The sequence below is a fragment of the Nocardiopsis valliformis DSM 45023 genome, assembly GCF_000340985.1.
Classification (GTDB): Bacteria; Actinomycetota; Actinomycetes; order Streptosporangiales; family Streptosporangiaceae; genus Nocardiopsis; species Nocardiopsis exhalans.
In genome coordinates this window covers 12735-34207 of record NZ_ANAZ01000036.1, presented here as the reverse complement: position 1 = coordinate 34207, position 21473 = coordinate 12735, and the positions used below count along the sequence as shown (strand labels likewise).

Below are 21473 nucleotides of genomic sequence, written 5' to 3'. Positions count from 1 at the left end.
GACCGTTCAGGGCCGGTTGAAGAACCTGGGCTTCACCAGCTCCCCGGACCAGCTCACAATGCTGGCCGAACACCGCCGGGGCGAGAGCGACCTGATCCGCCAGAACGGGGACTGGTTCCTGTCGGCCACCTGCGAAGTACCCGAACAGCCCTTGAATGAAGAGCCGGAGGGGTTCATCGGGGTGGATCTGGGGATCGTGGAGATCGCCACCACCTCCACCGGACAGCAACACGCCGGACGACAGCTGAACCGGTACCGGCGCCGCCAGAACCGCCTGCGGGCCAAACTCCAGAAGAAGGGCACCAAAAGCGCCAAACGGGTCCTCAAGCGCCAGCGCCGGCGGGAGTCCCGGCGTGCGCGGGATGTGAACCAGCGGATTTCGAAGAGCATTGTGGAGCAGGCTGAACGCACCGGCCACGGGATCGCCCTGGAGGACCTTCGGGGGATCCGTGGCCGGGTACGGCAGGCCAAGAAACAGCGTTCCACTCTGCATTCGTGGAGTTTCGCCCAACTCCGCGACTTCATCACTTACAAGGCTCGCAGGGCGGGGGTGCCCCTCGTGGTCGTGGAGGCGGCCTACACCTCCCAGACCTGCTCGGAGTGCGACCACACCAGCAGACGCAACCGGCCCACCCGGGCCCGGTTCGTGTGCCGGGGGTGTGGTGTGGTGCTGCACGCCGATGTCAATGCTTCACGCAACATCGCCCACCGTGGCGAGGTTGCGTGGATCGCGGGTCGCCCGTCAACCGGCCCAGCACCCTCTGGTTAGAGGCTGCTGGACGCGGGAGGTCGGACCCATCTGCCAGGTGGGCGCCTACCTGCAAGCCCGTGGGCTTCAGCCACGGGTAGTTGACCCCACCGGAGATGACCATGAAGTCCGTGCGGTCGGTGAGGAACAGGTAGCCGTCCTCATCCAGGTAGCCCATGTCCCCGGTGGTGGTCCAGTTCGGGCGGTCCGGATGCTGGGCACGGGCGGTCTTGGCGGGATCGTTGTGGTAGCTGAACGTGGCTTCGTCACGGGCGAAGTAGACGATGCCGACCTTCCCCGAAGACAGTTCCGCACCCAGCTCGTCGCACACGTGCACGGTGCCGAGCAGCGCCCGGCCCACCGAGCCGGGCCGCTCCAGCCATTCCGGGGAGCCGATGAAGGTCAGCCCGTTGGCCTCGGTCGAGGAGTAGTACTCGTTGACCACCGGCCCCCACCAGTCGATCATCGCCCGCTTGACGTCCACCGGGCAGGGCGCGGCCGCGTGCACGGCGAACCGCTGACTGGACAGGTCGTAGGCCGCGCGCACCCCGGGGTCGAGTTTGAGCATGCGCACGAACATGGTGGGCACCCACTGGCTGTGCGTGACGCGGTACCGCTCGATCGCGGCCAGCGCCCCCTCGGCGTCGAAGCGCTCCATGAGCACGACCGTGCCGCCCAGGGAGTGCACCGCCTCGGCGAAGCGCAGCGGCGCCGCGTGGTAGATCGGCGCGGGGGACAGGTACACGGTGTCCCGGTCGAAGTCGTTCAGGGCGACGATGCTGGCCACCATCGTGGGGATCTCGTCCACGGCCACGCCGGGGAGTTCCTTGTGTACTCCCTTGGGCCGCCCGGTGGTCCCAGAGGAGTACAGCATGTCGGTGCCGCGCGGCAGGTCCGGCAGAGGTTCGTCGGAGGCCTCGGCCAGGGCCGCGGCGTAGGGGGTGTAGCCCTCGGGCAGGTCCCTGTCCGATCGGCCGTCGTCCGGTCGGCCGGGGCCTGACCGGTCGCCGTAGGCCAGCCGGACGGCCACCCCGGGGACGTCCAGCCGTTCGACCAGGTCGTTCAGCCGGGCGGAGACCACCAGGGCCTTGGCCCCGCAGTCGTCGACGATGTAGCTGACCTCGTCCGGGGTGAGGTGCCGGTTCACGGCGGTGATGTGCAGACCCGAGCGCAGGGCCGCCCAGTGCACCTCGAAGGCGCGCAGGGTGTTGTCCGTCAGCAGGGCCAGGTGGTCGTCGGGGCGCAGCCCCTGGTCGTGCAGGTAGCGCGCCAGGCGCCGTGAGTTGTCGGCCAGGGTCGCGTAGGTGAGGACCTCACCGGTCTCGGCCTGAACCGCGGCCGGCTTGGCGGGGGAGTGGACAGCATGGACGCCTGGGTGCATGCGGGCTCCTCAGCGCGCGAGTTCTGGGCACGGACAGTAGGACGTGGGTCGGTTGACCGTCAAGGCCCTTGATGGGGCAGCGGTCGTTGGATAGCTTCTGGGCCAGGCGTCGACCCTGATTGGCGCTGGCGCGAACCTGCGACGACGATGGGCGGACGTGATGGGCGAACCAGCGGCCAGGCCTTCCGAAACCAGTACCCAGGAGACACCGGAGCGGTTCGGGGCCCGGGCCGGAGACTGGCTCGCCGAGCACCTCCCCGAAGGGATCGAGTTCGAGCCCCGCACCCCGCAGGAGGAGCTCGCGCACTCCCGCGCCTTCCAGGCCGCCCTGTACGACGCCGGGTTCGCCGGGATCACCTGGCCCATCGAGTACGGCGGACGTGGACTGGGCCAGGTCCACCAGCAGGCCTTCAACGACGCGGTCCTGGACTTCTCCCCGCCGGTCGGGCCGTTCATCGTGGGCCTGGGCATGTGCGGCCCCACCCTCGCCGACCTGGGCACCGAAGCACAGAAACAGCGCTACCTGCGCCCCCTGCTGCGCGGTGAGGAGATCTGGTGCCAGCTCTTCTCCGAACCCGGCGCGGGCTCGGACGTGGCCAGCCTGCAGAGCCGGGCGGTCCGCGACGGTGACGGCTGGGTCCTGGACGGCCAGAAGGTGTGGACCACCGGCGCCCACGTCTCCGACTTCGGCGCGATTCTGGTGCGCACCGACCCCGACGTGCCCAAACACCAAGGGCTCACCATGTTCGTCCTGGACATGCGCGCCACGGGGGTGACCGTGCGCCCGCTGCGCGACATGACGGGGCGGTCCGTGTTCAACGAGGTCTTCCTGGACGGGGTGCGCCTGCCCGCCGACAGCGTCATCGGCGAGGTCGGCCAGGGGTGGGCGGCGGCCGTGACCATGCTCGGCCACGAACGGGTCTTCATCGGCGGCATGGCTTCCCGCCGCTCCGACGCGCTCTCCTTCACCGCCCTGGCCGGGCTCGCCGCCGAACGCGGGACCGACCGGGACCCGGTGGTGCGTGAACGCCTGGCCCGCCTGTACGCACAGCAGCGCGCACTGAGCCTGTTCACCCACCGGATGCGCCAGGAGGCGGACACGGGACGCCCGCCCGGCGCACGGGGTTCGGTCGCCAAGCTGGTGGGGGCGCTCAACGATGCCCTGGCCGTGGAGATCTCCGGAGACGTCACCGGACCCACCGCCCTGGCCTGGGACGGAGCCGACACGGGCGCGACCGACCGCGCCCTGGCGGTCAACGGCGCCCCCTCCTCCTCGATCGCTGGGGGCACCAACGAGATCCAGCGCAACATCATCGGCGAACGCGTCCTGGGGCTGCCCAAGGAACCCTCCGTCGACCGCGGCGTGCCCTTCCGTGAACTGCGGGTCGGCACCCAGAAGCCCGGCACCGAGTAGCCCGAACCCCGGACCCTCGACCCGCGTGACCCGACCAGACTCCGGAGCCCCCATGCAGTTGGTCCTCGAACCCGAACAGGAAGACCTGCGCGCCGCGGTGCGCGCCTTCGCCCGCGAGGAGTCCCCTAACACCCTGATCAGCAGGGTGGCCGACGGCGACCACGCCCCCGTACCCGGTCTGTGGCGCGGTCTGGCCGACCGGCTCGACCTCCTGGGACTGACCGTGCCCGAGGCCCACGGCGGCTCCGGTGCCGGACAAGTGGAACGCGCCGTGGCCCTGGAGGAACTCGGCCGCGCCCTGGTTCCGGTCCCGTACCTGTCCTGCGCGGCGTTGGCGGTCGACACCCTCACCACCCTGGCCGACGAGCGGGCCGGCACCGAACTCCTGCCCGCCATCGCCGCCGGAAACCTGCTCGTGGCCGTCGCCGTCACCGAGAACGGCCGCTGGGACACCGAAGGACTCGCCACCCGTGCCGAGCCCAGCACGCACGGCGAGGGCTGGGAGCTCACCGGGTACAAGGAGACGGTCCTGGACGGGGCCGAGGCCGACGTCCTCCTGGTTCTGGCCGCCGCCCCCGACGGGCCCGGCTTCTTCCAGGTCGACCGTGACGCCCGCGGACTCACCCGTACCCCGCTGGAACCGCTCGACCCCACCCGCTCCTTCGCCCGGGTCGGACTCGACACCACCCCGGCCCGCCGCCTGAACACTCCGGACGCTCGCGCCGCCCTGGTCCGGATCCGTGACCTCGCCTCGGTGGCAGTGGCCGCCGAGGCCCTGGGCGTCCTGGCCCACTCTCTGGAGACCGCGATCGAGTACGCCAAGGTCCGGGTCCAGTTCGGCCGCTACATCGGCTCCTACCAGGCCGTCAAACACCTGTGCGCGGACTCCCACGTGGACCTGGAACTGTCCGAGTCCGTCCTACGGTACGCCGCCTGGGCAGCCGACCACGCCCCCGACGAACTCCCGGTGGCCGCCGCCCACGCCCGGATCACCGTGCCCGGCGCGGCCTTCCGCACCGCCGCCCGCACCATCGAGGTGCTCGGCGGGGTCGGCTTCACCTGGGAACACGACGCCCACCTGTACTACAAGCGCGCCAAGACCCTGGAGCTCCTGCTCGGTGACCCCGCCGACGCCGCGCGCGTCCTCGCCGACCGAATCATGCCGAGTACCACTTCTGAGGTTTCCGAGGTGACCCGGTGAGCGACCGCGAGATCCGCTACGAGGTGGCCGACGGCATCGCCACCATCACCCTGAACCGCCCCGAGAAGCTCAACGCGCTCACCGCCGCCATGGGCCGACAACTCCGCGAGGCCTTCGACACCACCGACGCCGACGACGCGGTCCGGGCCGTCGTGCTGACCGGTGCCGGTCGCGCGTTCTGCGCCGGGGCCGATCTGGCCCGGGGCGCCAGCACGTTCGACGCCGGCTCCGAGGGGCACCCGGGTTCGGCCCCCGACGCCGAGACCGTGGACGGGGTGCCCCGCGACGGCGGCGGGGTGCTCGCGCTGCGCGTGGCGGCCTCGCTCAAACCGGTGATCGTCGCGGTCAACGGCCCCGCCGTAGGGCTGGGCGCCACCATGACCCTGCCCGCGGACATCCGGATCGCGGCGGACAGCGCCCGGTTCGGTTTCGTGTTCACCCGCCGGGGGCTGGTGCCCGAAGCGGCCTCCAGCTGGTTCCTGCCCCGGATCGTCGGCATCTCCCAGGCGATGGAGTGGGTGGCCACCGGCCGGGTCTTCAACGCCCAGGAGGCCCTCACCGGCGGGCTGATCTCCCGGGTCGAACCCGCCGACGGGTTGCTGGACGCCGCCTACGGCATCGCCCGCGAGATCGTCGAGAACACCTCCGCGGTGTCGGTGACGCTCTCCCGCCGCATGCTGTGGTCGATGCTGGGCGCGGACGGCCCCTGGGACGCGCACCGGATGGACTCCCGGGCGATCTACCGCCTGGGCGGAGGCGACGAGGCGGCCGAGGGCGTGCTGTCCTTTCTGGAGAAGCGCCCGCCCCGCTTCCCCGGCCGCATCGACGAGTACCGCGACGTCCTGCCCGACTGGCCGCAGCGCCCCGAGTGCGACTGAGCGCAGAAGTGGCCCCGCCCCTGCCCCTCCTCCGGGTATTCGTGGCGGTCTCGCTACGATGCGCGCATGCCTTCCGCGTCCCCTTTCGTGGCTTTCCTGCCTCTTCGAACCCTGTCCGTGCTCGGGCTGGTCTGCGTGTTCGCGCTCACCTCCTGCGCCACCGGTGGGGAGGAGACCGACACCGGTCCCGCCCCCTCCGTGATCAGCCCGGACGCGCTGGTCACCTGCGAGGACCACGGCGACTGCGGAGAACCGGGTTCGGTGCGCTGGTCGTTGCCGTTGGAAGACGCCTATCAGATGGCGCGTCCGTCGGAGGACTCGTCACAAGAGGCGTCGAGGATCGTACCGCCTGGTCTGTGGCTGGACTCCCACGTTCCCGACCCCGGGGCGGCGGTCGCGGACGGGCTCCTCTACTACCACCGGGAGGACCTGGTGACGGCGATCGACACCGTCGACGGCGCTGAGCTGTGGACGGAGGATTTCGACGGTCTGGTGTCGAACGTGCAGACGGTCGGGGAGGCCCTGGTGGTGCGGACCCGCCAGGCGGGTGAGGAGGGCGGGCGGATTCACCTGTTCCATCCGCGGGTAGACGGTCTGGAGCCTCTGGAGACGGACCTGCCCGAAGACCTGCTGACCATCGGGCCCGTCGCGACCAACGACACACACCTGGTGGTTCGCGAGGGGCTCACCGAGCACGGTGACGGTGCCGTTCGCTTCCATCTGGTGGACGCGGGCACCGGCGAGGTGGAGTGGATCCACTCCGAGCACGCGGAAATGCGAGCACACGGCCTCGCCGACGACAACACCCTGTACCTGCGCCCGTTCCGGGAGTCCGATGACGACCCCCACCGCATCGTCGGGATCGCCGATGGGCTGGAGGTGTCGGAGTTCGACCTTCCCGAGGATGTGGACTGGTTGCAGCGGGTCTGGGCGACCAGTACCGGGCAGGTGCTGTTCAACGGCCGACGCTGCGTACCGGGGGAGGGCCAGTGCGGGAGTGATCGGGTCACCGCCGTGGACTCGGGGAGCGGCGAAGTGCTGTGGGCTCTGGAGGAGGCCGGGGCGATCGTGTCGCTGACCAGCGACGGCCCCGACACCCAAGTGCACATCGAACTGCGGCGCGGCTACCAGACCGTCGACGCCCGCACCGGCGAGGTCCTGGCGGAGGGCGAGGAGGCGGCCGGGGAAACCGGGGCACTGCTGAACGCGTTCGAGGCCCGCCGTGTGGATCTTGCGGACGCGATCGCGCCCGAACTCCTCTCGGAGGAGGCCCTCGAAGAACTCGAAGCGGAAGGCCGGGACACGGTGGCCCTCCTCGAGGAGGCCCTCGACATGGTCCCCGCCGAACTCGTCGGTCCGGGCGTGGACGGGGTCGTCCTCGACGGTCTGGCCGCGGGGCCTCGGCACCTGACCACGTACCAGGCCGACGGAGGGGAGGCCGTCGGCGTCTTCCTCGGATGCGCACCCGGCGAGGTCCGGCCACCGTCCTGGGACGAGGCCAGCCCCGAGGCGGTGTGCGCCGAGCCCCGTCTGTTCGCCGTCGACTACGGTGTCTGAGCCCTCGTGGCCCGGCAGGAGCCTCGAAGCGTCCTGCCGGGATCCGGTGACCCCGGCCTACGGCACGGGTAGGCCGGCCGATCTGTGGTCCGGCCCCGCATCCGGAGCTGTTCCGTCCGCACCGCAGCGGGGTTCCAGGCAGCGCACGTACTCGCTGGAGGCGTCGAAGGTAGGGGTTCGCCAGAAGGGGTCGGGGTCATCCTGCGCCCACAGCAGGTGCGGGCGGTCGGCCTCGTCCAGGGTCAGCACGGTCACCCCCGGTTCCCCCTCGAACTCGCGCAGCGGCACGGTGACGGTCTCTGCGCACCCGGAGTCCAGGCAGGACACCAGCACCACCTGCTCTGCGGTGGTGTCAAAGGTGACCAGCTGCGGGTTGCCCCGGGAGTCGACCGCGAGCCCCGGAACCGGGCGGGCCCAACCCGGACCGGTGACGGCCCGGTCGGTGAACTCCGCGCAGGCTGCGTCGTGGCAGTCCACGACGTGTGCGGCCCCGCCCTGGGCTACCCGGTAGGCCACCACCGGTGTGCCGTCGGGCCGGTACTCGACCCGGGCGCCGAACCGGGGGGCCAGGTAACCCTCGTACTCGCTCAGGAGGGTGGCCGGGGCCACCTCGGTGATCTCGGGGGCCGCGCACTCGTCGTCCGGGCAGTGCACCAGGGTGAGTCCGCCGTGGTTGCCGTCGTAGGCCGTGACCGCGAAGCCGTCCTCCGGCGAGACCGCCACGTCCAGGAACGTCCCGTCCATGGAGGGGGCGCCCACGCGGATGTCCTCGGGCAGGACCACGGTGTGCGGATCGGCGCAGGCGGTGTCCTCACACACCTGCACACGAAGCCCGCCCTGGTCGGCCAGCTCGAAATGCTCTGCCCTGGAGCGGTCCGAGGCGTAGGAGGCGACGACCACCCCTTCGTCCAGCGGCGCGATCGCGGAGTGGACGTGCCAGTGATGACCACCGAAGGGGCGGACCAGGGTGCCGGGGCCGACCTCCTCTTCACAGGTCTCAGCGACGAGGTCGGCACAGTGTCGCAGATACAGCCCGGAGTCCTCGTGCGGGTCGTACTTGCCGGAAGCCTCGTCCTCCCTGTCCTCGTGTTCGTACTCGCGCCAGAAGGTGTGGACGAAACCGGGGTCGGCGGCCAGGGCCGCGCCGCCCCGGCGCTGGTAAGGGTGGTCCCCGGTGGCCACGCACTCGGGATCGCACACCACCACCTGGGGTCCGTTCTGGAAGGCCGTGATCAGGGCTCGGTCGCCCTCCGCCGCCAAGGCGGGGACGGCCTCGTCGCGGCTGATCGATCCCACGGGGCTGGTGAACACTCGGGGGGTGCCGGAGGCCCACAGAGTCAGCGGGGTGACGGCCACCGGCAGCAGGATCGCCAAGGCCAGCAGCGGAACCGTGACCAGGGTGCGCCCGCGCGGATCGGTGCGGGCAGCGGGTTCGGGGGAGGAACCGGGTTCGGGGACAGTCACGGATCGGGGGATCTGCCGGTCCGCCGCGACCAGGTCGAGGTCCCTGGTGCCGCTGTCGCACAGCATCACCGGCGCGCTCACCAGCAGCGGCCACAGCGGTGCCAGCAGGGCGGTGACCAGCGCGGTGGCGGCCATGGTCAGGAGCGGGTCCACGCTCTGGACCGCGGCCAAGGAACCCAGGTACTCCAGCCCCTGCCGCACCAGGTAGCCGCTGCCGAAGGCCAGGGCCGCGAACAGCAGGAATTTCAGGCGCCGGAACCGGCCCATCTGCCAGGAGACGGCAAGCGCACGGAAGGGCCGGTGCCCCTCCAGGAGGATCACCGGCAGCGCCACCACCACTACGGGAAGCGTGTAGAGGACGAGTGGCACCAGCACGACCACGGTCAGCCCGACGGGGGCCTCCACGACGAGCAGGGCCGTGAACAGCAGGCCGAGGACGAGGGCGGTCCACAGCAGCAGTAGCAGCAGCCAGCCCAGCGTGCTCAGGTGACGGCGCAGCGCCTGCCGCCAGGCGTCCCGCACCGTGACCCGGCGCCCCAACATAGCGCCCGCGCCCAGCAGGACCGCACCGCCCAGGGCGATCGGGGTGAGGGCCAGAGCGACGACGAGGGTCGCGCCCAGGAACACCCACAGGCCGGTGCCGGGGCTGTTGAGCGGTTCCACCGCGCCGTTGACCACCACCGGATCCAGTGCGGGCCACACCGACGCCAGCTCACTCATCAGCACCACGGGCACGGCGGGGACGGAAAGGACGACGAGCAGCGGCCACAACCGGCGCAGGTAGGCGACCCCCACCGCCCCCAGTGCTGTGAGGAGACTCATGGTCAACCGCAGATCCGCGGGGGCCTCGGTTTCGAGGCTCTCGGGCTCGACCGCAGGCGGCTTCTCAGCGGCTCTTGGCCTCTCCCCGCTCCCGGTGTCCTCCGCGTCTTCCGAGCCCGCTCCGCTGTCCGGCGTCATGCTGTCCCTTCCGATCCGGCGTGTGGTGCCAGGGAAGGTTACTGACGGCTGGACTGACTCCTCGTACCGGGGTGCTCACCCCCGCCTGCCCAGGAGCTCGATCAGGCTGGAGAAACCCTGGTCCCCGTGGCCGTCGGCGACGCGCTCGGCCATGAGCTCCTGCACCTCGCGCATCCGCACCGTGTCCACGCCCTGCGACTTCCGGTGACCGACCAGGTCGCCCATCAGCGCGGACTGCACGGACAGCGGGCCCAGGTCCGGCGGGTACTCGCCGTCCCGGACCGCCTCGCCGATGGCCTTCAGCAGGGGCGGGTACATCGCGACGCCCTCGGCGGCGCGAGCGGCGAACTCCGCCGGGTCGACCCCCTCCTCGCGGACCAGCCGGAGGGTGTGCAGGAAGCCGATCAGCAGCTCGTAGCCGAGCGCCACCTGTGCCATGAACTCCACGGAGGCCAGCCCGGCGTCGGCCCCGTAGTAGGTGGGGGCGCCGAGCTTGCGCAGGACCCCCTCGTGGGCTTCGAAGGCCTTCCGCGAACCGCTGAACGGGAGCAGTACCTCCCCCGAACCGATGTCCGGCGGGTCACCCATCACCCCGCCGTCCAGGTACGCGGCGCCGTACTCCCGCGCCCACCGCTGGACTGCCCGCGCCTGCTCCGGAGAACCGCTGGTCACGTTCACCAGGGTCCGCCCCGATGCCGCGTCGCCGACCGCGGCCAACACCTCGTCCACCGCCGCGTAGTCGAGGACGCACAGCACCACCAGCGGACTGGCCCGAACCGCCTCCGCCGCCGAGTCCGCTGCCGTGGCCCCGGCAGCCACCAGGGGCACAGTCCTGCTCGCGGTGCGGTTCCACACCGTGGTGGGGTGGCCCCGCTCCAGCAGGGTTCGGGCGATCGCGGACCCCATGTCGCCCAGGCCGAGCACGGTGATCGGGGTGGCCGGTGGAACTGATTCTGCCGTCATGGTTCTCTCTCATCGCCGGAAATCCGCTTCGGTTCCGACCAAACTAGAACCTCTAGCTAACTTGAGATCAATAGGCGATCTCCGGCCCCAACCCCGCTGCGGTCCCCATGGGCCAGGGGCGGCCGGGTCGCTGCGATGGGCGTGTCCGGGCCAGGGGCAGAAGAACGCGGGGGACCAGCGCACCCAAGACCGCCCGGGGGCCGCGCAGTACCGGGGATCGGCATCAGCTGCCACGCCTGGACACGGACCAGGAACAGTTCCTGTGCTCCGTCCCTGTTCGCGATCGCATGAACGCACGCGGATGTTGATCTTGTGTTCTGGCGGCGCAGACCCCGGCTTCAGTCGTGGGGAGGAAGTCAAGGATGAACGGGTGTGCCACCGACCGACTGGAGCAGACCGAACGGCCGGTGTCCCCGTCACCCGCTCAGCTGACAGGGACACCGTGAGGGAGCAGGCTCCCCGCCGAGGGCACGGGCGGGGAGCCTACTCGGAACCGCGGAGGCGGGCGGCCTCCTGCCGGTTCTGCGCGGAGTCCGCGGCGGTGACATAACCCGCGGACACGTTCTTCCGCTCAGCCCGCACCACCTGGGACACGTAGTCACCGTGACCCCGGTACTGCTCGGCCAGTTCCTCTTCGCTGAACGGCACATGGGTGCCGAACAGCACGCAGAACTGGTTCTCCGGGGAAGCAGGCAGGTTCGTGCCGGTGTTCAGGGCCCGGGGCGCCTCCACCTGGGACAGACGGATACCGCCCAGGGCGAAACCGTCGCCGTCACGCGCCACCCCGCCGCCCGGGGTCCGCTCGATCGGCTCCGCAACCGGCGGCGGGGTCCCGTCGGCGGCCCAGGTGCGCAGATGGTCGTAGGAGGCGTTGAGGACCTGGTAGAGGGGAGCACGGCTGAACGGCGGTTCCGCGCAGTCGTACTCGCCCTGCTGGCCCAAGTCGCGGACCTCCGCCTCGCGCCGGGCCTCCCGGCCGTCCCAACCGGAGTGCGCGGTCCCGGCGATCTCCCACACCCGCACGTCGTTGCTGTCCTCCTGGACCGGGAACAGCGTCACGTCGGTCTCCGACATCACCTGGAAGACCGGCTCCGGACGTTCGCCCGCGGGCGCGGCGCCCACGATGAAGCCGTACGCGTCGTAGACCGGCTCGATATGGGGAAGGATCTCCTCGTAGTAGACGGTCATCCGCCCTGCCGACTGGGACGCGCCGATCGCCAGGACCTCGTCGAACTCGATCCCGCCCGCGATCCCCGTCTCCGGGGAGCGCAGGGCCTGCGCGGCCTGGGAGAAGACGTCGTAGGACAGCTGGTCGTCGCTGACGGTGCCGTTGTCGGTCACGTCCAGGCCGCCGTAGCGCGCGGGGCTCCAACCGGTCAGGTGGGACACGCCCACGTGCTGGGCCGACACCCCGACCCAGGTGTAGCCCGAACGCATGATGTGCTCGGCGCTGGGACCCCACAGCGCGTCCAGGTCATTGCCCGCGGTGACGTTCTGCCACTCCACCAGCGCGGCCCCGTTGGAACCGCCCGGGTCGGCCGGCCGACGTACCAGGACCCGGGTCTGGTAGGGGTGCTCGGAGACGACCGCGCCGTCGGAGTACTGGTGGCCGGTACCGGAGACGACGAACTCCTCCTCCACGTACCCGTAGGCGTCGAGGTCATCGGTCGTGGCGAAGAAGGGATAGGTGTCCTCGATCCTGTCGGCGCCGCGGTCCCCGGGAACACCCCCCGGCAAGGGGCCCTCCACCTGGGGGACGGGGACAGGGATCAGGGGTTGGTCGGGTGCGGGGGAGGCCGACGCCGTCGACGCGAGCAACGCGGCGCTGACGCCAAGGGCGGCGACCGTTCCCAGTCGGTGCGTGAGTACAGCCACGGCAGTGCCTTTCGTGGGGGGCCGGTGTGGGCGGGGCCGGTGTGGGCGGGGCCGGAGTGTTCACTGGCGGCCACGCGAACGTAAACCCTGCGGTGGGCGCCCACAACGGGGGTTGCGCGAGCCGGGGCCCGGACTGGTCGTTTTCCTGATGCCCGGGCGGGCGCACCGGCCCCGCCCCTGGAACGGGGGCGGGTGTCCGGGTCGCTACGATGCGCGCATGCCTTCCGTGTCCCCTTTCACCTCCTTCTCGCCTTTTCGAGCCCTGCCCGTGCTCGGGCTGGCCTGCGTACTCGTGCTCACCGCCTGTGCCGCGGACGAGGATGAACCGGACCCAGCAATCCACGAACCCTCCGCGATCAGTCCGGACGCGCTGGTCACCTGTGAGGAAACCGGGGACTGCGGTGAACCCGGTTCGGTGCGCTGGTCTCTTCCCCTGGAGGGGGAGTACGTGATGAATGTGCCTGCGGACGGCTTCGACAGAAACCACATGGCCCGGCTGTACCCCCAGGACCAGCTGTCGGACGGTGAGTATCGCAACTCCGGTGCCGTCGTCCACGACGGAGTCCTCTACTACTACGAACACGATCGAGTCCGTGCGGTCGACCTGGCCACCTTCGATCTGCTGTGGACGGAGGAGGTCGACCCGGACCAGGCCAAGCAGGTGTGGGGATTCCAACCGGTGGGCGACCGGCTCGTCATGCTCACCCAGGACAACCGTGAGTGGGAAAGGGCGGTCTACCTGTTGGCCCCCGGGCCCGATGGCCTGGACTGGGAAGCGGCCGACCTGGCGGTGGACACCGCCACTGCGGACGAGGTCCCGGCCAACGACACCCACATCCTGCTCCCCGACAGCTATGAAGCCCGGACACACCACTACGTGGACGTGGTCACCGCCGAGGTGGAGTGGTCAGCCGAACTGGACGGCACTATCGACCCGCAGGCCCTGACTGACGACACCGCATTCATGCACAAGACCGACTTCCAGGGTGAGGGACCCGACCTGATCCGGCGAGTGGACCTGCGTGACGGCCGGGTGGTGGACGAGTTCCCGGTCCCCGACGGTCTTTACGAGGACCGCAGAAGGCTGTCGGTCAGCCCCGACGGAAGTATCCTGACGGGCACCAGGGGCGCACTGGACCCCGAGACCGGGGAACTCCTGTGGACGCACCCGGAGAACGAACTCTCCCTCTCCTCCAGGTGGACGAGCCGTTTCGACGAGGACAAACCGGGGCTTTTGCACGTCCAGGACGACGGAGACGCCTGGGTACTGGACGCGCGCACCGGGGAGATCATCGACGCAGAGGAAGCCGGAGAGAACGCCCCCGACCCGCTTCCGGAGGCCTTCGGCGGCCGTCAGCTCTGGTATGAGGATGACTTCGACCGAAGAACCTCCGACAACCACCTCGCGCCGGTCCAGGCCTACGGCCCCGGGGTCGGGGTCGATGGCGAGGAGGACCTGCTCGTCGAGCTGGGCGCGGCCACCTACCACCTGACCAGCTACCGCACCGAAGACGGCGCCTACGTCGGGGTCTACCAGGCCTGCGCTCCGGACGGGATGCGCTCGGCGGGCTGGGATTCGGCGTCCCCGCACCGCGACTGTGTCGCACCCCGCCTGTTCGCCGTGGACTACGGGGTGGTCAGCTCCGTCCCACAGTAGGGATTCGCGCAGCTCAGGTACTGGGAATCGAGTCTGAGCTCGTCCCCGGACACGCCCACTCCTCCCTCGCCCCACACCATGTGCGGACGGTCGTGGGCATCCAGCGTGAGAGCGGTGATCCCGGGCTCCTGCTCGAAGCCGATCAGTGGCGTGCTCTCCGTATTCGTGCAGCTCGGGTCCAGACAGGAGAGCAGCACCAGCTCCTCAGCCGCCATGTCCGGGGTCAACAGCTGGGGCCGGTCCTGGGAGTCGATCGCCAGACCCGGAGTCGGTCGGGCCCAGCCCGGACCGGTCACGGCGGTGTCGGTGAACTCCGAGCACACCGCGTCGTGGCAGTCCACCAAGCGCGCCTCGCCGGTGTGCAGGTCCCGGTAGGTCGTCACCGGGGTGCCGTCGGAGCGGTACTCGATCCGCGCGCTGAACTTCTGCCGCAGCCTGCGCTCGTTCTCGATCCGGAACTGATCACCGAACACCTCGGTCACCTCCGGCTCCGCGCAATCGCTGTCCGCACACGTCACCAGGGACAAAGTGCCGAAGCTGGGGTCCACCGCGGCCAACCCGAACCCGCCTCCGGGTGCAGCAGCCAGGTCCAGGTAGGCGCCGTCGACGAGGAAACCGCCGACGGTCAGCTCGGCGGGAAGCTCCAGGGGGCGCGGGGACTCGCAGGTGGTGTCCGAACACACCTGCAAGAGCAGGCCACCGCTGTCACGCGCCACCTCGGGGTCGTGGCGGACATGCGAGGCCACGATCAGCCCGCCGTCGGCCAGCGGAGCCACCGTTGAGTGAATGTCGTACAGGCCGCCGTCGAAGGGCCGCAGGAGTGCCCCGTAGTCCTCCTCGTCGCAGTCCAGGGCGTCCTCACATACCGCTAGGTAGAGACCGGCCCCGGGGAGTGTGTCGTAGTCCCAGTAGCCGTCGGGGTCCCGCCAATGGGTGCGCAGCAGTTGACCGTCCTGAACCGAGACCCCGCTGCCGCGTTCGGCCGAGTAGCCCTCGAACTCGGACACGCAGTCGGGGTCACACGACGTCAGCCGAACGTTTCTTCTGGCCGCGGCGATCAGCGCTCCGTCATCCGTGGCGGTGATATCCATGACGAGGCTGTCACTGCCCACCGTTTCGATCGGACTGACGGTGAGTTCCGGAAGCTGGAAGGGATTGGCCGCGACCGCTGCCGGGCCCAGCAGCGGGGGAGTGAAGAGCACCACGATCAGCACCGGCACCGCAGTCAGCCGCAGGACGCGGACTCGCGGCGCTTCGGAGGGCGCGGGCAGGTGCTGATCGGCTCGGGCCAGGTCCAGGTCCACCGTGGAGTCGAGCCAGTTGATGTTGCCCCCGGAGTAGACCACGGGCGCGCACAGCAGCAACAGGGACAGCGGCGCCACCAGTACCGACGCCGCCGCGGTGATGCCCACCAGTGCGAGATCACCCTCGGCCAGCCCGCTCCAGCGCAGCAGCGACCGTTCCAACACCGTCCCGAACAGCACGGACACGCCGTAGCCCGCGGACACGAACAGCAGGTGGGTACCCCGGCGGTAGCGGCCGATTCGCCAGGCTGCTGCCAGCCCCCGGAAGGGCCCGTGCCCCTCCAACAGGGCGGCGGGCAGCGCCACCATCAACAGTGTGAGCGGGAACATCAGCGGTGGTAGGACCACGATCGCGATCCCTGGCAGCGGCCAGCCCCGCATGAGGAGCCACAGTGCGACAGCCACGGCCGCACCCACCAGGAGCAGGAGCATCAGCGCCAGTGCCAGGACAGTGAAGTAGTGGCGCAGCGCACCCCGCCAGGCGTCGCGCACCGAGAGCCGCCGCCCCAGCAACGCCCCGCCGCCGATCAGCATGGAGCCGCCGAGGGTGAGGGGCGTGATCAAGAGCCCCAGTACGGTCAGTCCACCCATCAGGGCCAGGGCGGATGTCCCCAACGGGTCGACGGTGCTCTCCAGCACCCCGTTGACGAAGGCCCCCTGGCGGGCGGGCCACACCACGTGGACCTGGGCCAGCAGCACCAGGGGAACGACCGGCAGCCCCGCCACGAGCACCAGCGCCCACAGCCGCCCGAAGTAGACCCCGAACAATCGCCGAAGCAGGCCCGGAGCCCTCTCCTCAAGCGTCAGATCCGCCGGAGCGGCAGGGGCCGCAAAGACAGCCGTTACCTGGGCGTCTTCCGAAGTCTGCTCCGAATCCCCCGTGGATTCCCCGTCCGGATCGCCCATCATCTCCCTTTCTGCGCCCTGTGTCCCCTGTGTCGTGTGCGTCGGAAGACTACTGGGAGCAAGCGCCCGGGGGAGAACGCAGGGAGGGGGACTGTCCGGACGGGCCTGGAACGGATCCGAGGGCTCGGGTCGCTACGATGCGCGCATGCCTTCCGCACCCCCTTCCCCCGCGTTTCTCCCCGGTTTGCGAACCCTCTCCGTGCTCGGGCTGGTCTGCGTGCTCGGGCTCACCGCGTGTTCCGGATGGGCAGAGGAGAGTGACCCGGGGGCTCTGGAACCCACCGCGATCAGCCCGGACGCGCTGGTCACCTGTGCGGAGGCCTGAGACTGCGGGGAGGCGGGCTCGGTGCGCTGGTCGCTACCGCTGGAGGGCGACTACGTGATGTACACCTACATGGATGACGCGGCCGAGCTGCGCCCCGAGGACCAGGCGGTTCACGGTGACTACTACCCTCCCGGGGCCGTCGTCCGGGACGGGGTCCTCTACCACTTCGAACACGAGCGGGTCCGTGCGGTCGACCTGGACACCTTCGATCTGCTGTGGACCGAGGAGGTCGACCCGGGCCAGGCCAAGCAGGTGTGGGGACTCCAGCCGGTGGGGGACCGGCTGCTCATGCTCGCCAAGGACAACCGCACGACAGACGGCCTGGTCTACATCCTGGAGCCCGCCGCGGACGGCCTGGCATGGAAGGCCCTCGACTTCGCCGTGGACGTTGCTTGGAATGGTGGACTGCCGGTCAACGACACCCATGTTCTGGTCCCCGAGGACGCTGAGGCCCGGGTCCACCACTACATCGAAGCAGCCACCGGGAAGGTGGAGTGGTCGGCCGAACTCCCGGGGTCGCTCGATCCCACGGCTCTGACCAATGACACCGCTTTCACGCTGGAGAGCGCGGACGGGGACGATGACGAAACCGACCTGATCCGGCGGGTCGACCTGGCCGACGGCCGGGTGGTGGAGGAGATCCCGGTCCCCGAGGAGCTCTACCCCGCAGCAAGGCCCACTCTGGTGGCCGGCCCTGACGGCGACATCCTGATGGGGACCCGGGGCGCCATGGACACCGGGACCGGGGAGCTCCTCTGGACGCACCCGCAGGGGCGTCTGGGCGAGGAGGCCTCACTGGACGGGGCGGGCCGGTTCGACGAGGTCGACCCGGCCCTGTTGCACGTCCAGGACGCTGGGGACGCCTGGGTGTTGGAGGCGCGCACCGGTGAACTCGTCGAGAAGGACGCCCCTGACCCGCGGCCGGAGGCCTTCGAGAACCAGAATCTCTGGAACCCGGAAGCATTCGACCTGTCCGGCACCAAGCGGCACCTGGCTCCAAACCGGGCGCTCGGTCCCGGGATGGAGGACCGCCTGGTCATCGAGTTCGGTGCGGGCACCCGCCACCTGACCAACTACCGCACCGAAGACGGCGCGTACGTCGGGGTCTACCAGGCCTGTGCCCCCGATGGAATGCGCTCGGCCGGCTGGGACAACGCGACCGTCTACCGCGCCTGTGTCTCGCCCCGCCTGTTCGCCGTCGACTACGGGGTGACGGGCTCCGAACCGCAGTAGGGTTGCGTGCAACCCAGGTACAGGAGCTCGGCCAGGGAGCCGCCGAAGACCGTCTCCGCGGTGTGCACACCCCATGCCATGTGCGGACGGTCATGGGAGTCGAACGCCAGGGCGGTGGCCACGGGCTCGTCCTCGAACCCCACCAGCCCCCTGCTCACCGTCTCCGTGCACTCCCGGTCCACGCAGGAGATCAGGACCAGGCGGTTCTTCTCCATGCCGGTGGTCAGCAGGTGGGGGCGGTCCCGCGAGTCGACCGCCAGCCCTGGAACCGGTCGGGCCCAGCCGGGCCCGGTCACGGCGGTGTCGGTGAACTCCGAGCACACCGCGTCGTGGCAGTCCACCAAGTGTGCCTGACCGCTGAGGGCTTCGCGGTAGGCGACCACGGGTGCGCCGTCGGAGCGGTACTCGACCCGAGCGCCCGCCTTCAGCCCTTGCGTACTCTCGTTCCTGAGCCGGAACCGGTCGCCGACCAGCTCGGTCACCTCCGGCTCCGCGCAGCCGGTGTCGGCACAGGTCACCAGGGACAACGAACCGAAGCTGAGATCCATCGCCGCCACTGCGAACCCGCCTTCGGGGGTTCCGCTCACGTCCAGCTGGGCCCGGTCGAGGTCGAAACCGTCCTCGACCAGTTCCGGTGGCACGTCGAGTACGCGGGGGTCCGCGCAGCCGGTGTCCTCGCACACGTGCACACGCAGGCCACCGGTGTCACCGCCGACCACCTCGTCGGGGGCCAGGCGGTCGTCGTTGCGGACGTACGAGGCCACGACCACTCCGCCCCCGGCCATGGGCGCCACCGCGGAGGCGAGAGCGACCATGCGGCTGTCGAAGGGCCGCAGGAACACGGGGTCGGTGTCGTCCCCGCACTCCGAGGCCTGATCACACGCGTACAGGTAGAGCCCGGACTCCGGGTGCGGGGCTCGGCGCTCCCCGGCGGATCCCGCTCCGTGTTCGTACTCCTCCCACTGCGTCCGCAGCGGTAGGCCGCCCTCGACCGAGGAACCGTTTCCCGCGTCCCAGGTGTCGTGCTGGAGTTCGACCGTGCAGTCGGGGTCGCAGCTGGTGAATTCGACGCCGTTGTGATGGGCCCTACCGATCAGCGCGGCCCCGTCCGTGACCCCGACGCTGACCAGACTGCCGTAACCGGCCACCGTCTCCGAAGGGCTCGCGGTCATTTCGGCGAGCCCGAAGGGGTTGGCGGCGACCGTCACCGGGCCGACCAGCGGGGGTGCGAACAGAGCCACGACCAGCACGGACACGGTGATCCACCGTTGATCGCGGCCCCGGGGCGCCTCGGCACGCTCTTGAGGGACATCCGAGGCGGGAGCGGCGGCGCCGGGGGCGATCGCGGACAGCTGCCGGTCGACCCGATCCAGATCCAGGTCGTCCGTGGATCGGAGCCCTGCGGAGTTCGTTCCGGAGTAGACCACGGGGGCACGGAGCAGCAGCACGGGGGCGCAGAGCAGCAGTAGGGCCAGCGGCGCCGCCAACGTCGCCGACGTCGCGGTGATGGCCACCGTCAGCAGACCGTTCTCGGGCAGCTCGGTCCAGCGCAGCAGCGACCGTTCCAGCACCGTGTTGAACAGCACGGTGACGGCGTAGGAGGCGGCGACGAACAGGAAGTGCGGCCACCGGCGCTCACGGCCGATGCGCCAGGCCGCCGCCAACCCGCGGAAGGGCCCGTGCCCCTCCAACAGGGCGGCCGGGAGCATCACCGACAACGGGGTGAGCAGGTACAGCAGCGGCGGCAGGACCACCAGGCCGATCAGGAGCAGCGGCCACCCTAGAAGGACCAGCCACAGCGAGACCGCCAGAGCCACGCCGACCAGACCGAAAAGCATCAGTGCCCAGGTCAGGGTGGTGAAGTAGCGGCGCAACGCTCCCCGCCAGGCGCCCCGGACGGTGATCCTTCGTCCCAGGAGCGCCCCGCCGCCGAGCAGGACCGACCCGCCGAGGGGGATCGGCCCGACCAACACGGCGAGTACCAGCACGGCCCCGAGCGCGACCAGCGAGGGCGTCCCTAGCGTCTCGGCGGTGCTCTGCAGCACGCCGTTGAGGTAGGCACCCTCGCGTGCCGGCAGCACCACGGAGATCTGGGCCAGCAGCACCAGGGGCACCACCGGCAGACCCGCCACGAGCAACAGCGGCCACAGGTTCCGCCTGTACACCTCGAACACCTGCTTGTACAGGTCCGAGGCGTAGCTCTGGAGCGAAAGATCCGCGGGGACGGCGTCCGGGCGGCCCGCAGCGCCCTCTCCGGTCCAGGGGTTCCCGTTCGCAAGGTCGGCGTCCGGTTTCTCCTGGCCGTCACCGTCGTGGTCCGGCCTGCCTTCCGGCTCGCCCATCATCTCCCCTTGAACCCTCTGCAACCGCGCTGAGTCGCGTGTGTCGGCAGACTACTGGGGCCTGGGACGGCCACCGGGCCCAGGATGAGGAAGGCGCTCGGGTTACTCGGAGGGTTCGGGGATGGGCGGGCACTCCACGATCGGGTTGACACCCATGTAGTTCAGGGGGCCGACGAAGATGGTCACCACGGTGCTGCCCAAGCTCGAACAGGAGGCCTCGGAGGTACTGAAGTAGCCGCGTTGGACGGCGGCTGCGACGCCGATGGCCAACCAGATGAGGACGAGTACCGAAAGGGTGATACTGGTGCGCACTGCTGCCTCCTGGGGGTGGGGCGTATGCGGACGGCGGGCCTGCGGGAGCCGTCGGTCCGCTTCGGCCCGACCTGGTTCGGCCGGGGCCCACCACCCTCCTACCCCAGGCTTCCCGCCCTCACCCGGCTTTGGCTCGCAAGGTGCCGGGCAGGTGCTGCGCATGAGGGTGGTGGGGACTGGCAGGTCCATGCCATTTGGGCCGGACGTGCTCGAAGGGTGGTGGCCGTCTCCGGCCACCGAGGTATGGCGCAGAGCGCTTCCAAGCCGTTCCGGTGAAGGTGAAGGCCTCCTGCCCGGCCACGGTTCTGTCCGTCCGTCCGCGGCCTGACCCCAGGGACGCTCAGGCCTGCGTGTCGAACCGCCACCGAGTGGGGCCGTGGCCCACGTCGTCGGCGGGGAAGGCGTAGACGGTCTCGGGGGTGATCCCGTACACCGCGTAGGGCGGGGGACCGGCGGTCGGGGCTCCCTCCGGGCCGGTGATCAGCTCGCCATCGGCGACCGGCGCCCAGCCGTAGACTGCCGGGTAGACCCCGGCCACCTCCTTGACCAGGTTCTCGTCCTGGACCCGGGCCACCCTTCCCTCGACGACCACGTCCAGGCTGCCGGTGGTCACCGCCAGGCTCACCCGCGGTGAGTCGGCCAGCAGCCGGGCCTTGCCGGTGCCGTCCCCACACGCGAAGTACGGTCGCCCGGCCACCCACACCGCCAGCAGTGGCCGGGTGTGCACGGCCCCTCCCTCCCGGGGCACGGACAGCCAGTACGTACCGGCCGTCTCGCTCAGGTGAGGGAGCACCTTCGCCCAGGCACCGGGGGAGTGGTCGGTCAGGGCCTCGGCCCGAGGGTGCAGGGAGTTCTGGGACGCCATTGCGTGCCTTCCATCGTGGTCACTTGTGGTGGCCGTCACCCTAGCCCGGGGTGCCGACATTCCGCGGGCACCCGACCGCACGGCCCCG

At 70.4% G+C, this 21473-nt stretch carries 16 protein-coding genes; 8 read left to right on the top strand and 8 right to left on the bottom strand.

Going from position 1 to position 21473, the window contains the following annotated elements; all coding sequences use genetic code 11:
• A partial coding sequence (locus D457_RS35105) for an RNA-guided endonuclease InsQ/TnpB family protein (RefSeq protein WP_026117049.1) occupies positions 1-769 on the top strand: 769 nt, incomplete at its 5' end.
• On the opposite strand, the gene D457_RS33420 is transcribed toward D457_RS35105, so the two are convergent.
• A complete protein-coding gene (locus tag D457_RS33420) occupies positions 684-2129 on the bottom strand; it encodes an AMP-binding protein (protein WP_017583640.1) in 1446 nt (481 codons plus the stop codon). The genes D457_RS35105 and D457_RS33420 overlap by 86 nt on opposite strands.
• A 160-nt stretch (positions 2130-2289) precedes the next feature.
• Here D457_RS33420 and D457_RS0126150 point away from each other — a divergent pair, with 160 nt between their 5' ends.
• The 4 genes from D457_RS0126150 (at position 2290) to D457_RS0126135 (ending at position 7179) form a co-directional block, all read left to right on the top strand.
• Positions 2290-3543 carry an acyl-CoA dehydrogenase family protein gene (locus tag D457_RS0126150; protein WP_017583639.1) on the top strand — a complete coding sequence of 418 codons (1254 nt, stop codon included), beginning with the start codon at positions 2290-2292 and terminating at the stop codon, positions 3541-3543.
• A 25-nt stretch (positions 3544-3568) separates the two neighbouring features.
• On the top strand, positions 3569-4744 hold the full coding sequence (locus tag D457_RS0126145; protein WP_239646233.1) for an acyl-CoA dehydrogenase family protein: 1176 nt from the start codon (positions 3569-3571) through the stop codon (positions 4742-4744).
• Positions 4741-5622, top strand: a complete 882-nt coding sequence (locus D457_RS0126140; RefSeq protein ID WP_017583637.1) for a crotonase/enoyl-CoA hydratase family protein — start codon at positions 4741-4743, stop codon at positions 5620-5622. The genes D457_RS0126145 and D457_RS0126140 overlap by 4 nt, the downstream gene beginning before the upstream one ends.
• Positions 5623-5688: 66 nt before the next feature.
• On the top strand, positions 5689-7179 hold the full coding sequence (locus D457_RS0126135; protein ID WP_152514372.1) for an outer membrane protein assembly factor BamB family protein: 1491 nt from the start codon (positions 5689-5691) through the stop codon (positions 7177-7179).
• A gap of 57 nt (positions 7180-7236) precedes the next feature.
• On the opposite strand, the gene D457_RS33415 is transcribed toward D457_RS0126135, so the two are convergent.
• The 3 genes from D457_RS33415 to D457_RS0126120 form a co-directional block, all read right to left on the bottom strand.
• A complete protein-coding gene (locus D457_RS33415) occupies positions 7237-9465 on the bottom strand; it encodes a hypothetical protein (protein ID WP_152514371.1) in 2229 nt (742 codons plus the stop codon).
• Positions 9466-9678: 213 nt separating this feature from the next.
• The gene (locus D457_RS0126125; protein ID WP_017583634.1) at positions 9679-10566 is read right to left on the bottom strand and encodes an NAD(P)-dependent oxidoreductase; all 888 of its coding nucleotides are present in this window, start codon (positions 10564-10566) and stop codon (positions 9679-9681) included.
• 483 nt (positions 10567-11049) lie between these two features.
• On the bottom strand, positions 11050-12441 hold the full coding sequence (locus D457_RS0126120) for an alpha/beta hydrolase domain-containing protein (protein ID WP_026117048.1): 1392 nt from the start codon (positions 12439-12441) through the stop codon (positions 11050-11052).
• A gap of 217 nt (positions 12442-12658) precedes the next feature.
• Between D457_RS0126120 and D457_RS0126115 the strand changes: the two genes are divergently transcribed.
• Positions 12659-14098 carry a PQQ-binding-like beta-propeller repeat protein gene (locus tag D457_RS0126115; RefSeq protein ID WP_239646232.1) on the top strand — a complete coding sequence of 480 codons (1440 nt, stop codon included), beginning with the start codon at positions 12659-12661 and terminating at the stop codon, positions 14096-14098.
• Here D457_RS0126115 and D457_RS0126110 read toward each other — a convergent pair.
• Positions 14068-16170 carry a hypothetical protein gene (locus tag D457_RS0126110; protein WP_017583631.1) on the bottom strand — a complete coding sequence of 701 codons (2103 nt, stop codon included), beginning with the start codon at positions 16168-16170 and terminating at the stop codon, positions 14068-14070. The two genes, D457_RS0126115 and D457_RS0126110, sit on opposite strands and share 31 nt — an antisense overlap.
• A 322-nt stretch (positions 16171-16492) precedes the next feature.
• Here D457_RS0126110 and D457_RS36275 point away from each other — a divergent pair, with 322 nt between their 5' ends.
• Entirely contained in the window at positions 16493-16633 is a 141-nt protein-coding gene (locus tag D457_RS36275) for a hypothetical protein (protein WP_160167419.1), read from the top strand.
• A 21-nt stretch (positions 16634-16654) separates the two neighbouring features.
• Positions 16655-17866 carry an outer membrane protein assembly factor BamB family protein gene (locus tag D457_RS0126100; protein ID WP_017583629.1) on the top strand — a complete coding sequence of 404 codons (1212 nt, stop codon included), beginning with the start codon at positions 16655-16657 and terminating at the stop codon, positions 17864-17866.
• On the opposite strand, the gene D457_RS0126095 is transcribed toward D457_RS0126100, so the two are convergent.
• The 3 genes from D457_RS0126095 to D457_RS0126085 all read right to left on the bottom strand — a co-directional run bounded on the left by D457_RS0126095 (position 17836) and on the right by D457_RS0126085 (position 21385).
• The gene (locus D457_RS0126095) at positions 17836-20208 is read right to left on the bottom strand and encodes a hypothetical protein (protein WP_083926866.1); all 2373 of its coding nucleotides are present in this window, start codon (positions 20206-20208) and stop codon (positions 17836-17838) included. The two genes, D457_RS0126100 and D457_RS0126095, sit on opposite strands and share 31 nt — an antisense overlap.
• A gap of 102 nt (positions 20209-20310) precedes the next feature.
• Entirely contained in the window at positions 20311-20520 is a 210-nt protein-coding gene (locus D457_RS0126090; protein WP_017583627.1) for a hypothetical protein, read from the bottom strand.
• Positions 20521-20860: 340 nt separating this feature from the next.
• Complete coding sequence (locus D457_RS0126085) at positions 20861-21385, bottom strand: pyridoxamine 5'-phosphate oxidase family protein (protein WP_017583626.1); 525 nt, start codon at positions 21383-21385, stop codon at positions 20861-20863.
• Positions 21386-21473 lie beyond the last annotated feature (88 nt).